The organism is Brevibacillus sp. NRRL NRS-603, assembly GCF_003013445.1.
GTDB classification, from domain to species: Bacteria; Bacillota; Bacilli; order Brevibacillales; family Brevibacillaceae; genus Brevibacillus; species Brevibacillus formosus.
In genome coordinates this window covers 75,469-89,842 of record NZ_PXZN01000008.1, presented here as the reverse complement: position 1 = coordinate 89,842, position 14,374 = coordinate 75,469, and the positions used below count along the sequence as shown (strand labels likewise).

Genomic DNA, 14,374 nt, shown 5'->3' with positions numbered 1-14,374 from the left:
TTACACCACCCTCCCCAGTGAAGCCTCAGTGCGACGCACTTCCTCCACCGGTACGTAATAATCCGTGTCGTATTGGAAGGAGCGTGCCCACATGCATGCGAATACTCCAATGAATCCAATGACGGCCATCCAAACCCAACCAAATGTGAAACCAAAGCCTACCAAGAACCAGAAGTTCGACATGATAAACGGAATTCCAGAGTTCTTCGGCATATGAATCGGCTCCAGTTTGGCCGGTTGTTCTTTATAGGTGCCATTTGCTTTTGCTTCTTTTGTTTCCCACCAGTCATCCATTTCTTTCACTTGTGGAACAACAGCAAAGTTGTAGAACGGTGCAGGTGACGGAATCGACCACTCCAGCGTACGACCATTCCATGGATCGCCTGTCGTGTCGCGCTCACCATGCTTGATGCTGTAAGCGATTTGCCATACTTGGAAGATGAAACCGATACCCATCATGAATGCCCCAACAGTGGATACCAGGTTCAGGTCTGCCCAACCGCGATCCCAACCGTATGTGTAGTAACGGCGAGTCATACCCATGAAGCCGAGCGCGTATTGTGGCATAAAGCACACGTAGAAACCAATATTCCAGAACCAGAAGCCCCATTTGCCCAGTTTCTCGTCGAGCTTGAAACCGAACAGTTTTGGCCACCAGTAGTAAATACCAGCCAGGTAACCGAACACTACCCCACCGATCAATACTTGGTGGAAGTGGGCAACCAAGAAGTAACTGTTGTGATACTGATAGTCTGCCGGAGCTACTGCCAGCATTACCCCTGTCGCTCCACCAATTACGAAGCACGGGATAAAGGCAATGGTCCACAGCATTGGTTGTTTAAAGGATATCCGACCACGATACATTGTAAACAGCCAGTTAAAGACCTTAACCCCGGTCGGGATCCCAACAATCATCGTTGATATCGCAAAGAAGGCGATAACACTTGCGCTCGTACCCATCGTAAAGAAGTGGTGAGCCCATGTAAAGAACGATACAACGGCAATGATCATCATCGCCCAAACCATTGATTTGTATCCGAAAATCTTTTTACGTGAGAACGTAGCCACGATTTCGGAGAAAATACCGAAAGCTGGTACTACTACGATATATACCTCAGGGTGACCCCACATCCAGATGAGGTTGAGGTACATCATCGGATTACCGCCGCCGTCCATTGTGAAGAAGTGGGCACCTGCGAAACGGTCAAGGAACAACAGAGCCAATGTTACAGTCAAAATTGGGAAAGCGAAGATAATCATAATGCAGCTGGACAATACGGACCAGCTAAACAATGGCATTTTGGAAAGCTTCATGCCAGGTGCACGCATTTTGAGAATCGTTACGATAAAGTTAATCCCTGTCGCCAAACTACCGATACCGGAGATTTGAATCCCCCAAATATAGAAGTTCTGACCTGGTCCAGGGCTGAATTCATTTTGTGACAATGGCGGGTAAGACAACCAACCAGCGTCTGGGGAGCCCCCGATTACGAACGAAAGGTTGAACAGCATCGCACCGAGCATAAACAGCCAGAAGCTGAGTGCGTTCAAGAACGGATACGCTACATCTCGAGCACCGAGTTGAAGCGGTACTACCATGTTAAACAAGGCAAACATCATCGGCATCGCCATGAACAAAATCATGATCGTACCGTGAGTCGTAAAGATGGCATTATAGTGATCCGAGTGCAGGAATTCTACGTTCGGGAATGCCAGTTGTACACGCATCAGCAGGGCATCAACCCCACCGCGGAACAGCATCAGAAGCGATGCGATCAAATACATAATACCAATACGCTTATGGTCAACTGTAGTCAACCATTCACGCCATAGCCAACCCCATTTTTTATACTTGGTCAGAACGAATAAGATTGCAATGATGGTCAGTACAATCGATACGTCCGCACCGTAAATCAGTGGGTCACCTGTTACAAAGAACGTGGATGCAAAATCCTTAATGTTCTCCCACACGTGGTATTCCTCCTCCCTCTCGCCTAGTGGTTCATACTGGAATGATTCATTCCATGCATGTTGTGCGATTCAGTCTTTTGATGCGTATTTAGCGAAGTCTCACTAGAAGACTTTTCACCTGCAGGCGCAGGCATTTTCTCCATCACATAGTCCATATCGTGACCATGGCCATATTTCGCAACGATCTCTTCAAACATCCCTTCTGGGAATGCAGAGTACGTAAACTTATCTGTCACGCCAGGCTTGCGAAGTTCTTCATAATCTGCCTTCGTCATAGCTGGAGTTGTACCTTTTACTTCTTTAACCCACTTTTCAAACTCATCTTTTGGTTTTGCCACTACATCGAACTGCATTTTGGCGAAGCCTTCACCAGAGAAGTTGGAGCTAAATCCAGCGAATGTACCTGGTTCGTCTGCTTGCAGATACAGCTCGGTAGCCATCCCCGCCATCGCATAAATCTGTCCACCCAATTCTGGAACCCAGAAAGAGTTCATCGGTGCATCAGCAGATACCTGGAAGCGAATCGGTACGCCTGCTGGAATCTCCAGATGGTTAACAGTTGCAATATTTTGTTCTGGATACGTAAACATCCATTTCCAGTCCAAAGCCGTAACCTGAATGGTCATAGGGGCAACTTCTTTATTCGGGTTCTCTTTTAACACATAAACATCACGGACAGTAAAGTAACCCAGCAATGCGACGATAACGATAGGAATAATCCACCAAATTACCTCTAGGGTTGTACTGTGTGCCCACTCCGGCTTGTAACTTGCTTTATTGCCCGGTGTATCCCGATAACGGTATACAATGAAAGCGGTAAGCGCAATAACCGGAACGATAATGATAGCGACCAATATCGTGGAAATAATAATGAGATTGTACTGCGTTTCTGCTACAGGTCCTTTTGGATTCAAGACGAGGTATTCGCTACCACAGCCTGTCAGCAGAACGGTGCCCAACACTGCCAAGATCCAAAACTGGATATGCCTCAGCATTTTTCCTCCGCTCATTCTCCTAATCCCTCCTAGTCACAAACAACGAGCATGTAATACTTTGAGAGCGCAGTTCTTTTCAGGTGAACTTTGCCTCACATATGTCGATAGTGCAGTCACTCTCTATGGAGAGGTCTCGAACGAGGTTTTGGAAAACCTTCTTTCTTTAACGTGCATTCACACTTTTCGAGAGTTCCTCACAATAGGGGTTTTTTAACACAAGTGAACTTCACTATTTGCCGCATATACATACTATCAGAGTCTGCGAGCTTTTGTACTTGTTTTTAACGACGTTCAATATTTCGTAGCTTTTCTGTTACAAAGTGTTCACATAGCAGTCACGAGTTGATCATATTCTTGTTAGGATTCTCCTTTAATGATTTTCAGCACCCATTTTTGGTCATCTCATCCAATTTTGATTGTCAAGTTTTCTTTTCACTTTTAATAAAAAAATAAAAAAAACGCCAGCTCAGTTGGCTGACGGGAAATTTCCGTATAAATAAAAAAACCTCTCACTAATAATGAAGAAAATGAGAGGTACTATGGGACTATTTTAAATTAATTAGGCGTCAGTTCTTTTTAGCGTCATCAAGCGAAACACCGTACTCATAATGAAGATATTCATGCCAGCGATCAAAAATCCGATCGACACCATCAACGGCAAGTTCTCCGATCTGAAATCGCTTGCAGTGAAAGCCATAATAACAGCACCGGCGAATAATACCGTCCAAGCCATCCATCTTAATACATCTGCTGCTTTTCGATCGTTATTCATAACACAAAACCCCTATCATCATAGATTTTTTGCGTGACCGTTTTTGTTTTATGCTCTTATTGTAACATAATATTCACTTGTTGTTCATATTTTGTTCAATTTTTTATAAAAAATTTGTCAAAACTTTTTTCATAAACCTATTGGCTATCATGTTGTTATAAATTTACTTTGTGTCACAAATGTGAAAGCCCGCATCAGCCTCTTGACTCAAATGGTTCTGCTCATTTCTATCGTTGTCCTGATCAGCATGGGGATAGGAACTGCTTTATTTTCCTTCATATTAGATGACATTTTGGATCGCTATATTGGACAGCAAGCTATGTCAGTCGCCAAGCTATCTGCTATGGACGAACGCATCATCTCAGCCTTTGAGACCGATCATCCTTCCAAGATGATTCAACCGATAGCCGAAACCATTCGGATGGAAACGGGCGCCAGTTGCAAATTCGAGACGTCAGCTTACAGCAACATACAACCAATGATCAAACAGCAGTGGACAAGCTGTTTACGAAAGTCGACTTTCACGACGTTCTACGAAACCGTCGGGCTCCGGAAAAAAATACCACTGGGTTCCGCAAAAAACGGCCAAATAATGCCTGATGGCAAAAAGAAGGGGAAGCTTCATTTATGAACCTGAAGCTTCCCTTTTTCTTTTCTTACTGTCGTTTGTGCCGCACCTGGACGTTTTTCCCGAAACATCGTGATGATGGCAACGGCTGCGATGATCATGACAGCAGCTATCAAGGTTTGGCTTGTCAATTGTTCATCAGCGATCAGCCAGCCTAGAAATACTGCAACAATCGGGTTCACATAGGCGTACGTGGAGACCAGGGAAGGCTCTGCATTTTTCAAAAGCCAAATGTACGCCGTGTAGGCGACAATGGAACCAAATCCAACTAAATAGCCAAAGGCAATCCAGGAACGCAGGGTGATCTCCGATATATGCAGCTTCGTCCAATCGTCAAGAAACAGCGACGCGATCCCCAGCAAACTTCCTCCGATGATCATTTGCAGGGCCGTCGCCATTATCGGTGATGCAGGGAGCTTTGCATGGCGCGAATACAGCGATCCCACTGCCCAACAGATCGAGGCAAACAGGAGCGCCAAGATTCCGATAGTATCAATCCCTTGATTGCCTGTGCTCTCAGGATGGACAACCAGCACAGCGATTCCCGCCAAACCAAACAGGATTCCACCCATGACTCCAGCTGTTGGCTTTTGCTTGCTGCCACCGATCCAGTTGAAAACGAGAATCCACAATGGAACCGTAGCGATTAGCAAGGACGCGATTGCTGACGGTACCTTGAGCTGTGCCCATGCGACGACACCGTTACCTCCGAGAAGCAGCAACGCCCCAACAATTCCTGCCCCTCTCCATTCTGCAGCACTGGGCAACTCAGCTCCTTTCCAACGCCCGATCAGGAACAGGATCGATCCCGCTAGAAAAAATCGCGCCCCCGCCATAATAAAGGGTGGCATCGATTCAATGGCGATCTTCATTCCGAGATAAGTGCCTCCCCAAAACAGGTAGACCGCTAGCAACGCAATCGTAACGACAAATAATTTCGAATCTTTTATTCCTGTCATTGTGTTTCCACCTTGGTTTTCAAATTTCTTTCCGGCCATCCTCGTAGATCGTCGACAAGATGAAAGTCGTAGATGTTTCCAGTATTTCGTCATATTGGACCATTTCATCGATCAGATTGGTGATATCTTCCGGTGCCGTTGCACGTACTTTTATCATCATGCACCACTCTCCCGCGAGTCGTTGGCATTCAATGATGGTCACGTTCGGTACCTGAACGTCCATAATCTTTGCTGTGATTTCTTTGAAGTCCTGACATCTTGCTTTGACGAAGATCAATACTTTCAGCCTTTGCTCTAATTTTCTCCAGTCAATGATGCCACGGTATCCCTTAATGACGCCATTCTTTTCAAGCTTGGCAACCCGTTGGTGGACAGCCGGTCGCGAGATGTGCAGCAGCTTGCTGATTTCCTCATGAGATATCCTTCCGTTTTCCTCGAGCAATTGAACAATTCTCAGGTCAACCTCATCCATCACATACCTCCTGTGGTTATAGTAGCATATTTTCCTTCATATAGACCATTCGTACTCTATATTGACCGAATTCAAACGAATAGTAAATACAGAAGCAAGATATCCAAAAAATAATGCTAAAAAACCGTCTTGAAAGCCCCCTTATCATTACGAATCGTTACTTGCGTACCCATACAAAAAACAAACCCCCGCTCGATTGTAAGCGGGGACAGCTTAGAAGCATCGTCCTTATCATTCTGGCTTCTCAATCAACGCCATCCACTCATCACTTGGATGGAAACGACCTGCTCTTCTTCTTTTTCAACCGCAAAAATACTACGCCCAACAAGAGAAAAATCAGACTGGCGAAGCGGTCAAATGTTTTGCTCACGTATGTTTCCTCCTGTTCGTAGCAGAATCCAGAATGAAGGAGGAGAAGAAACACATCTTTTTATTTCGCCATTCCGAGAAAGCCCAGGGTTTCCTTGAACATTTTTGTAAGCAACAGCATCTGGCGTCATATCTTTTAGTCCAAATATCAGGGGAAGAAACACTCAGGATTCTTACTTTGCGGGATTTCAAGTATTCACCCGAACCGGATACATCTGTTGCCCGTACGTCAGCATTGCCACCCAAGAGAGATGCGATCGCTTCTCCGCCGCCATCGTAAGAGATGTATTTCACTGATTTCCGATCATAGCATCCGATTAAAAACGCTTCTTAGTTTGTTCAGATAATTTGGATAAACACCATATTTACGATTATTTTCATTTTTTTCACGCCAAAAAGACCTGTCGTTCCAATCAGGGAACGTACAGGCCTTGCCATTTATTCGGCTGTAGTACCGCGTCAGGCACTGGTCTCCTTTGGCTGTTTGATCGTGCTGTGGCGGTTCGTCCATGCACGAGCGCCGAAGGAAAATAGCGTAAGGACAAGGACCAAACGAAACAGATGAAACGCCGTCACTAAGAGCGGATCGGCTCCTGTCGCCAAGGCAGTCAAGCTCATTTCGGCAAGCCCACCTGGTACCGTAGCCAAAATCGCCGTCACGATATCGGTTGCAGTCACGTAAGAAATGCCGATGGCAAGCACAATCACCATGACGAACAAGAACAGGGAATGCATGAGACCGAACAGAAAGAATCGGCGGTTTTTGGCGATGTCCTCTCGTTTGAAGCCAAGACCGATGCTGACCCCGATGAATATTTGGGCGCCTTGGACCAAGATGCTTGGCAACGCAGGACTCTCTCCCACAAGCGATGTATTCATCGAAATCAAAGCGGTCACGAGCAAGGCACCTAGCAAGAACGGAGCAGGTATATAACAGCGCGATGCAATCAACGCTCCAATGAGACCAGCCATTAAAATCATGACTGTCTGCCCAATCCCCAGCATGTGTTCTGTAGTAGCCGTCTGAATAGCAGCATGCGTAGGTAGAAATGTCACGAGATAAGGGGTACAAAGCACGACGCTGATCGCACGGATCGAGTGGAAAATCGTGATGACTTGTTGATTTCCTCCTGCCATTTGCCCCACCGACACCATTTCCGATAAACCGCCGGGAATATTGCTGAAGATCGCCGTTATTCCGTCTACTCGGCAGACCTTGTAAAATATCCAAGCGTTCACCAAACTGAACAAGATGGTCAAAATCGTGGTGATGAGCATCAAACCGATGTGTCCCGTCATCGTCTCGACGATTTCAGATGTCATTCGCAGACCAAGGGTGATCCCGATCACTGTCAATCCCGCTTGACGAAACCAACGGGGAATCCAAAGATTTTTGACCTCAAGCATATTACAGATAACTGTCGTAACTAGCGCTCCGAGCAGCCAAGGAAGTGGGCTGTGAATGGTAGCAAACAGCCAGCCTCCCAGTGATCCGAGCAGCAATGTAAACAGCATGCGTAGCAACATAAGCGTTCCCTCTCCTATTATCCGACGTTGTGTGAAGCTTCTAGGGTGGGGGTACACCTAGTGTAAAACAATTGTTCGCGCAGCAAAAATACAAAATGGTTATCGTTGGCGATTCCTTGTGTGAATAATAAAAAACTGCTGGCCCCATTAAGAGAGTTCCCAGCAGTTTCTTTTTCCTTGCTTAATCAATGAATGCTATCTCTCCCTGCTCCATGAAGCGTACAAATGCCTTGACCATTTGCAAGTCCATTGAGTCGGCATGATAAAACATCCAGGTACTTCGCTTGATCGGCTCTCCCTCCGCAGTGGTCAGCTCAATCATGTGCAGATCGTCTTTGCCATTCAGTACGCCTCGTGGAAGGATGGCGTACCCCAAACCGTTTGCTACCATTTCACTGCATGTATCTGCTTTGTCGACCTCCATGCCGATCAGCGGTGGTTGTGAAAATCGTTCGGTCCACCAGTCGTCCACTAACGCCCGCAGCATCGGATCGGTCTCATAGTCGATTCGCGGCAGGCTGGGCAGGTCGTCGAGATGAATGGGCTCTGTGGAAACGACATAGACCGATTCCTCGAACAGCAAGTACTTTTGGTCGGACCAGTTGTAGCTTCCCCGGACGAAGCCTACGTGAACGTCCTGATTATACACGGACTTGTAGACGTCTTTGCTCCATCCGGTCATTACCTTGTACTCGACATTTGGATAGGCTTCCTTGAACTTTTTCAAGATCATCGGGAGCTTGTACCTCGCAAAATAGTTGGAAACTCCCAGCCGGAGCGTACCATTGACCTCGTCGCCCATGTTCAAGACATGCTCCTTGATATTGCGCAGTCTGAGGAGCATTTCATCCGCACATTTGGCCAGGTACTCGCCTTGAGGAGTGAAATGAACGCCTCTACTCCCCCGTTGCACGATCTGTACGCCAAATTCTTTTTCAATCTGCCGCAGTCTTTTCGTCAGTGCGGGCTGGGACAAATACAAGCTTTCGGCTGTCTTTGTAATGTTTTGTTCCTGATACAAGGTTTGGAGAATGTACCAATCGCGATATTCCATAGCTATAGGGTCTCCGCATGATTATTTGTCACTTCTTTATTTAACACATTTTTCTCCTTCCTTTTCAAATAGTTTCCAATCACAATTACCAGAAGTGCCAATGCTACCGGCAAAATCATATGCAGCGAAGGCATTACCCCCTCCAGGAAGCTGCCAACTGCTTTGTCTCCTACAATCATTTCTCCTGCTGTATATCCAAGCAAAGCCGCCCCCAATAATACGATGATGGGAAAACGGTTCATCAGCTTCATCAACAACTGGCTGCCCCAAATAATGAGGGGAATGCTGATGGCAAGACCGATGATGACCAAAATCAGGTTCCCGTTCGCTGCTCCAGCTACGGCGATGACATTGTCCAGACTCATAATCAGATCGGCAAAAATAATGGTTTTGAGTGCCTCAACAAAACTCGCTCCCCCACCAATATGACTCTCCTCATCTTCACCTTTTAACAGCTTGACCGCAATCCAGATGAGCAAAAGCCCTCCAACGACTTGGACAAACGGAATTTTCAACAGCCAGATAGCAATGAAGGTCAGGATGATCCGCAATCCGATTGCACCGAAGCTCCCCCAAAAAGTGGCTTTTTTCTGCAGCTCTGGACTCAGGTTGCGACAGGCCAGAGCAATAACCACTGCATTGTCCCCGCTCAAGACCAGGTTGATCATAATGATTTGTAGTAAGCTAAGTAAGTATTCTGTCATGATGTCTCCCTCCAAAATTTCTGATACTGACAATAATAGACCTATCTTTTCCTCCGTGCAGTATTATTTCTATTATTTGCATATATTTTTTTGATAGACAGACTACTTCTTGTATCCATACACAGAATAATCCGCCCGTACTTTTCGAATCGCTAGCCAAACCGGCAATCCTCTCGCTACCCAACGCAGGGCGGACATAATATTTTGTTCATTTTCAAACTGCTCGACAATGATGACGGTCTTTTCATTGATGTACGTCTGTAGCTCCTCCCAGCCCATTGCCGAATAGCGGTCATTACCGTACGTTTTCAGCGCCAAAAAGTCTTCGCGTTTTGGGTCCTTCAGCTGGAGGAGATGTTGAATGGCTCTCGCGCATTCTGGGTGAATGGTGTTATTCATAGATGCCATGCCTCACTTTGGAACTGGATAACCTTTTTCCAGCACCTGATATTTTTTGCTTTCTTTACTGACGATTTCAATTGCGATTTTGTTCTTATCTGGTATGCCTTTTATCGTGTAGTATGTACTGCCCGGTACGTAGAAGGGAGTATCGCCCTCTCTGGTCTCCTTCCATTCGCCTATTCTGCTTACTACCCCAAGCTCGCTATCTAGATTGGTTTCAGTTAGCTCCTCTTCAATTGGAACGTAATAATATCCATCATGAACGAGGCTTTCAAATGATCTGTGTTCCGATTTTTCGAGCCAACTCGCATCTTGCGAATCTAATGCTGTATTCTCCATAGTGGTAGGAATAGAAGTTACTTGTTGCGCTTTGATCGAGTCTTCGATTTGCAAGATGCCCATGCCGGCACTGCCAATACCAAGAACACTCAAGATAAAGATGACAAACAACCATTTTCGATTCATCTATCACTCACCACCAAGCTCAAGATACACCATCTTACTCAATGTTATACGATTGCAACAAGCTTCGCACGCAAATAAAAAAGGCCATCATCACTTTGGTAGGATAACGACCTTTTGTGCTTCTGTTGATTCAGTTTTTCTGCTCTCGTCTTCGTCGTCCGTTGTCTCATGTCTGCAAAAGCGAAAATGCTTCTGTTGAGCTCTGGGTTTCTTTTGCCTTCACGAGCCAGTTTTTCCCGTTGCTTGCGTGCTGCGCTTTTTGCCATTGTCTTTCACTCCTTTTTTACGGCTTCCTACGATGAATACCGTCCTTGATGTTATCATAGAATGCTTCCTGTGTGGTTGCAACGAAAATAGTAAAATCGCCTACAACTCTTGTCCATTCCTTTTTCTTTCCCTTGAATAGGATAGATTGACAGGAGGTGCTTAGACTCGATGAAAAACAAAAGAATCACCGCAAGACGCGTGGAAAACCAAGTGTATTCCAATCGGGTTCTGCGCTCTGAATTCGATCGCAACTGGCGAACGGTAATCTCCAGAAGTGGTTACGTTATTTATATTGCAACAGCGAATCGAGCAAAAATCACTGTACTGCTCTCAGATGGCTCACGGAAATTGCTCATCTTCAGACAAGGTGGAAGAGTATTGGTTGGCGGTGGGGGTACCAGTCATTATAGCAAACCGCATGTTGCAAAGGACTTGTAAGATGTGGGAATCACCCTGCTCTGTTTTGGTTGTGGCAGGGCGATTTTCATGGAACGGATAGCTCACCTCGTCTTAATGATCACCGTCATTTTTTGCTTCATTTTTGTATCCTGAATCATTCCGATGATCTCCGCTCGTTTCCACACAACAAATTTATGCTCTTGTCCGTTATGCATCTTGATTTTCATTCCGTTTGGGATCACGAACAACGTATTCCGCTTTTCAACTGCCGCAATATCTTTCAAGTTTAATTCGAGAGGCTGTGTTTGAATATTGAGACTGTGTGGTTGAAAATAGAGTCTTTCACTCGTAATCATTAACCTCCCACCTACTCCTTCCATTCCTCTGAATAGGTTTGCCGCTATATTCTCTTGCACGATCGATTCGTTTCCCCTGAGTTCCATTGCTTCCTTTTTCCCCTCCGACATACGATTCGTTTTTTCTCGAATTGGTAGGCACTTCATATTACCATAATTAGGAATGAAGAGACACAGTAGATGGCATCAACGATCTACTGCGCTTCTTTTCATGAATAATCCCTACCTATTCAAAAAATGCACGAGAGTATTCAACAACTCCCGAAACATTGGCCAAGGCATTTTCTTGCAGCTCCAATGCCATAAATACCTCATCTGGCACTTCGAAAGGTGCTTTTATTCCCCATCGGGAGGCTTTTTGGAAGCCAAACTTCGGGTAATATTCGGGGTGTCCGAGGACAACAACGGAGTGGTGTCCCAGTTCTTTGGCTTTTTGGAGGGCTTCGAGGATTAGCTTCTTTCCGATACCTTTGCTTTGGTAATCGGGCAAGACTGAAACTGGGGCAAGCGCGAGTGACTCTATGCTCTGATTGTCATTGCGAATGTTTATTTTTGACAAAAGAATATGTCCCACGATCTTCTGATTCTCATCATCAATCGCGACTAGAGATAACTTGGGGATGAATGCATCCGATTTTCTGATGCGAGACACTAATTCATGTTCTTTGCGATCCGTGAACTCTGCATTCACGAATGCACTTTTTACGACCCGTTCAGTAGCGGAATAATCATCTGCTTGTTCTATTCTGATCCTCATGTTCATCGTTCACATCTCCTCGTTCCATATCGCTTGTGTTGCCCATATGTTATCATATCTATACGCCAAAGCGCCCTGCTCGTATGCCAAGAGACAGGGCGCTTCGCTTGTTTAAGGACACAGATTAATAGGTAAACTTATTGATCAAAACTTTCAGCTCTTCCGCCAACGACGACAAGGATTGAGCGGAGGATGAGATCTCTTGCATGGAAGCGAGTTGTTCCTCAGTAGAGGCTGCTACTTCCTCGGCTGTTTCGGCATTGCTTTTCGCGATGGTGACGAGCACATTGGCTGTCGCGGTTACTTCCTGAACAGCAGCCAAGATTTGCTGCGCGATCAAGGAAACCTCTGCGATATGTGGATTGGTTAGTCTGGTGCTTTCCATAATGCCTTCAAACTTGTGAATCGTCTCCTCCGAAACGTTCAAGCCTGCTGCCACATCCAGTCTGACTTTTTCCATGTTGTCGACGGATTGCTTGGTTTCCCGTTGAATCTCTGTGATCAATTCGGAAATTTGCTTGGCCGACAATTGTGATTGCTCAGCCAACAGCCGCACCTCTGTAGCAACAACCGCAAAGCCTTTACCATGCTCACCTGCCCGCGCCGCTTCTATCGCTGCATTCAATGCCAGCAAATTTGTCTGCTGGGCAATTCCGCTGATGACATCCGAGATCGTGCCAATTTCTTTCGAACGATCATAGAGCGATTTGGTCATGCGATCCGACTGTTCTACCGATTCATGAATCGACTTCATTTGACTCATGACCTGAGCGACAAAGCTGCCACCCTCTTCCGCCTGAATCGTCGTTTGCTGAGCAGTATCCGACAACACATTGACACTCTCTACAATACGTGTGACCCCTTCTGAAATGTCCTGCAATGAGCGAACATTTTGGTCGATTCCGCTCGTTTGTTGTTCCGCGCTGCCAGCTACCTCCTGGACAGCAGTCGTTACATGCTCGTTTGCAATGCTCGTCTGCTGTGCACTCGCGGTTAATTGCTCCGAAGAAGCTGCTACTTGCTCCGCTCTAGTCTCGACATCTGAAATAAGCGCCCGCAAGTTATCCTGCATCGTATTAAACGCATGGCCGAGCTCACCGATTTCATCGGTTGACCGCACTTTAATCGGGTCAGTCAAAATACCTTGGCTCACTCTGACGGCATGTACTTTCACTTCTTGGATGGACTGGAGAAGGGAACGCATTACAGCTGCTACAATGAGTCCTCCCAGCAGCAAGCAGATTGTAATCGTCCAAAATGTTTGCGCGAAAATCGGCTGTGCAGCATCCTCAACCTCTGACAGGTACATCGAACCGGCGATTTTCCAGCCAGTAGCTGGATTCGTCACATAGTAAATCTTTTTCGGGATGCTTTGCTCCTCGTAATTGAATTGACCTGCTTCTCCTTGGTACATATTGTCGTAAAAAACCTCTTGTGCCGCTGTTCCTGCCTGATTTTCCGGGTGGACGACATACTTCTTATTGCTGTCCACTACGATGACATCTCCATCTGAACCGATGCTGACTGAGTTTGCCAGGTGTTTGATCTGTTCAATCCCAACTGTAATGCAGATTACCCCCGCGCCATCGTCTGTCGTTCTTGCTACCGCTACTAAAACCTCACCTGATACCGCCGAAATATATGGCTCTGTAACGACAACAGTCCCTTTTTTCTCCATCGCTCTCTTGTACCAGTCTCTCGTCCGCGGATCAAACCCTGCCTGTACTTCTTGCTTGGGAGCGCGGAAATACTGTCCGTCAGCCGTTCCCAAACTGATACTGGACACATCCGCATGCATACCCATATACATATCCAAATGTTGCATGATTTCTTCTTGAACATCAGCTGATTTCACGCCAGGTGTAATTTCTTTTGCCAAATGGTCAGCATCCTTCTTTTTGCCCTCAAACGTACTGCTGACGATGGAGTTGACCAAATCGACGTTTTCGTTGGCGCTGTCCATAATCTGTTTTTCAATTTCTTGTTTCGCTTGATTGTAAGCCAGGCTTCCAACGACAAGGGAAGGGACTAACAGAATCAAGAGAAATGTGATGATGAGTTTGGTTCGATAGCTTCGAAGCCAATTCCTAAGGTTAACTTTCACTTCATTTCATCTTCTTTCTAAGTTGTATTTGGAAAACGTTTCATGTTGGTGAAGTCCTAATTTTTTATATCGGTAACGAAGGAAGGTTAATTAAGCAAAAAATATATAGAACTGTCATAGGTATAAAAAAAACGAGGATTATACCGATCCCGAGCCATAGAAAAACCGCCCTG

At 45.9% G+C, this 14,374-nt stretch carries 16 protein-coding genes and 1 pseudogene; 2 read left to right on the top strand and 15 right to left on the bottom strand.

Features of this window, described 5'->3' with window-relative positions:
- From C7R94_RS03810 to C7R94_RS03800, 3 genes are all read right to left on the bottom strand, one after another.
- Positions 1–1,971, bottom strand: a complete 1,971-nt coding sequence (locus C7R94_RS03810; protein ID WP_106778534.1) for a cbb3-type cytochrome c oxidase subunit I — start codon at positions 1,969–1,971, stop codon at positions 1–3.
- Positions 1,972–1,994: 23 nt separating this feature from the next.
- On the bottom strand, positions 1,995–2,981 hold the full coding sequence (qoxA, locus tag C7R94_RS03805; protein WP_106778533.1) for a cytochrome aa3 quinol oxidase subunit II: 987 nt from the start codon (positions 2,979–2,981) through the stop codon (positions 1,995–1,997).
- A gap of 544 nt (positions 2,982–3,525) precedes the next feature.
- Positions 3,526–3,738: a hypothetical protein gene (locus C7R94_RS03800; protein WP_047070459.1), complete on the bottom strand. Its 213-nt coding sequence runs from the start codon at positions 3,736–3,738 to the stop codon at positions 3,526–3,528.
- A gap of 181 nt (positions 3,739–3,919) precedes the next feature.
- On the opposite strand from C7R94_RS03800, the gene C7R94_RS30510 reads away from it, so the two are divergent.
- Positions 3,920–4,369 carry a hypothetical protein gene (locus C7R94_RS30510; RefSeq protein WP_233220469.1) on the top strand — a complete coding sequence of 150 codons (450 nt, stop codon included), beginning with the start codon at positions 3,920–3,922 and terminating at the stop codon, positions 4,367–4,369.
- Here the strand turns inward: C7R94_RS30510 and C7R94_RS03790 are convergent.
- The 9 genes and pseudogenes from C7R94_RS03790 to C7R94_RS03750 all read right to left on the bottom strand — a co-directional run bounded on the left by C7R94_RS03790 (position 4,360) and on the right by C7R94_RS03750 (position 10,584).
- The gene (locus C7R94_RS03790; protein WP_106778532.1) at positions 4,360–5,325 is read right to left on the bottom strand and encodes an EamA family transporter; all 966 of its coding nucleotides are present in this window, start codon (positions 5,323–5,325) and stop codon (positions 4,360–4,362) included. The two genes, C7R94_RS30510 and C7R94_RS03790, sit on opposite strands and share 10 nt — an antisense overlap.
- Positions 5,326–5,344: 19 nt before the next feature.
- The gene (locus tag C7R94_RS03785; protein WP_106778531.1) at positions 5,345–5,797 is read right to left on the bottom strand and encodes an Lrp/AsnC family transcriptional regulator; all 453 of its coding nucleotides are present in this window, start codon (positions 5,795–5,797) and stop codon (positions 5,345–5,347) included.
- A 516-nt stretch (positions 5,798–6,313) separates the two neighbouring features.
- Positions 6,314–6,472 (bottom strand): annotated as a pseudogene (locus C7R94_RS30505) (tripartite tricarboxylate transporter substrate binding protein); the annotation flags it as partial.
- Positions 6,473–6,625: 153 nt separating this feature from the next.
- Positions 6,626–7,693, bottom strand: a complete 1,068-nt coding sequence (locus C7R94_RS03775; protein ID WP_106778530.1) for an AbrB family transcriptional regulator — start codon at positions 7,691–7,693, stop codon at positions 6,626–6,628.
- Between the two features lie 181 nt (positions 7,694–7,874).
- Positions 7,875–8,747 (bottom strand): LysR family transcriptional regulator, encoded by an 873-nt coding sequence (locus C7R94_RS03770; RefSeq protein ID WP_106778529.1) that lies wholly within the window; start codon positions 8,745–8,747, stop codon positions 7,875–7,877.
- Between the two features lie 2 nt (positions 8,748–8,749).
- Complete coding sequence (locus tag C7R94_RS03765) at positions 8,750–9,451, bottom strand: TerC family protein (RefSeq protein ID WP_106778528.1); 702 nt, start codon at positions 9,449–9,451, stop codon at positions 8,750–8,752.
- A 102-nt stretch (positions 9,452–9,553) separates the two neighbouring features.
- Positions 9,554–9,850: a hypothetical protein gene (locus tag C7R94_RS03760; RefSeq protein WP_007722285.1), complete on the bottom strand. Its 297-nt coding sequence runs from the start codon at positions 9,848–9,850 to the stop codon at positions 9,554–9,556.
- 12 nt (positions 9,851–9,862) lie between these two features.
- On the bottom strand, positions 9,863–10,318 hold the full coding sequence (locus C7R94_RS03755) for a hypothetical protein (RefSeq protein WP_106778526.1): 456 nt from the start codon (positions 10,316–10,318) through the stop codon (positions 9,863–9,865).
- A gap of 44 nt (positions 10,319–10,362) precedes the next feature.
- Positions 10,363–10,584, bottom strand: a complete 222-nt coding sequence (locus C7R94_RS03750; RefSeq protein WP_106778525.1) for a hypothetical protein — start codon at positions 10,582–10,584, stop codon at positions 10,363–10,365.
- 169 nt (positions 10,585–10,753) lie between these two features.
- Here C7R94_RS03750 and C7R94_RS03745 point away from each other — a divergent pair, with 169 nt between their 5' ends.
- Entirely contained in the window at positions 10,754–11,023 is a 270-nt protein-coding gene (locus C7R94_RS03745) for a hypothetical protein (protein ID WP_106778524.1), read from the top strand.
- A gap of 62 nt (positions 11,024–11,085) precedes the next feature.
- Here C7R94_RS03745 and C7R94_RS03740 read toward each other — a convergent pair whose 3' ends face one another.
- From C7R94_RS03740 to C7R94_RS03730, 3 genes are all read right to left on the bottom strand, one after another.
- Positions 11,086–11,427: a GRAM domain-containing protein gene (locus tag C7R94_RS03740; protein WP_047070448.1), complete on the bottom strand. Its 342-nt coding sequence runs from the start codon at positions 11,425–11,427 to the stop codon at positions 11,086–11,088.
- Positions 11,428–11,566: 139 nt separating this feature from the next.
- Positions 11,567–12,103 carry a GNAT family N-acetyltransferase gene (locus C7R94_RS03735; protein ID WP_106778523.1) on the bottom strand — a complete coding sequence of 179 codons (537 nt, stop codon included), beginning with the start codon at positions 12,101–12,103 and terminating at the stop codon, positions 11,567–11,569.
- Positions 12,104–12,221: 118 nt separating this feature from the next.
- Entirely contained in the window at positions 12,222–14,201 is a 1,980-nt protein-coding gene (locus C7R94_RS03730) for a methyl-accepting chemotaxis protein (protein ID WP_106778522.1), read from the bottom strand.
- Between the last annotated feature and the right edge of the window lie 173 nt (positions 14,202–14,374).

Excerpts from the sequence above, each read along its gene's own strand:
- qoxA (WP_106778533.1), bottom strand. The coding sequence starts at position 2,981 with ATGAGCGGAGGAAAAATGCTGAGGCATATCCAGTTTTGGATCTTGGCA.
- C7R94_RS03800 (WP_047070459.1), bottom strand. The coding sequence starts at position 3,738 with ATGAATAACGATCGAAAAGCAGCAGATGTATTAAGATGGATGGCTTGG.
- C7R94_RS03790 (WP_106778532.1), bottom strand. The coding sequence starts at position 5,325 with ATGACAGGAATAAAAGATTCGAAATTATTTGTCGTTACGATTGCGTTG.
- C7R94_RS03785 (WP_106778531.1), bottom strand. The coding sequence starts at position 5,797 with ATGGATGAGGTTGACCTGAGAATTGTTCAATTGCTCGAGGAAAACGGA.
- C7R94_RS03775 (WP_106778530.1), bottom strand. The coding sequence starts at position 7,693 with ATGTTGCTACGCATGCTGTTTACATTGCTGCTCGGATCACTGGGAGGC.
- C7R94_RS03770 (WP_106778529.1), bottom strand. The coding sequence starts at position 8,747 with ATGGAATATCGCGATTGGTACATTCTCCAAACCTTGTATCAGGAACAA.
- C7R94_RS03765 (WP_106778528.1), bottom strand. The coding sequence starts at position 9,451 with ATGACAGAATACTTACTTAGCTTACTACAAATCATTATGATCAACCTG.
- C7R94_RS03760 (WP_007722285.1), bottom strand. The coding sequence starts at position 9,850 with ATGAATAACACCATTCACCCAGAATGCGCGAGAGCCATTCAACATCTC.
- C7R94_RS03755 (WP_106778526.1), bottom strand. The coding sequence starts at position 10,318 with ATGAATCGAAAATGGTTGTTTGTCATCTTTATCTTGAGTGTTCTTGGT.
- C7R94_RS03750 (WP_106778525.1), bottom strand. The coding sequence starts at position 10,584 with ATGGCAAAAAGCGCAGCACGCAAGCAACGGGAAAAACTGGCTCGTGAA.
- C7R94_RS03745 (WP_106778524.1), top strand. The coding sequence starts at position 10,754 with ATGAAAAACAAAAGAATCACCGCAAGACGCGTGGAAAACCAAGTGTAT.
- C7R94_RS03740 (WP_047070448.1), bottom strand. The coding sequence starts at position 11,427 with ATGGAACTCAGGGGAAACGAATCGATCGTGCAAGAGAATATAGCGGCA.
- C7R94_RS03735 (WP_106778523.1), bottom strand. The coding sequence starts at position 12,103 with ATGAACATGAGGATCAGAATAGAACAAGCAGATGATTATTCCGCTACT.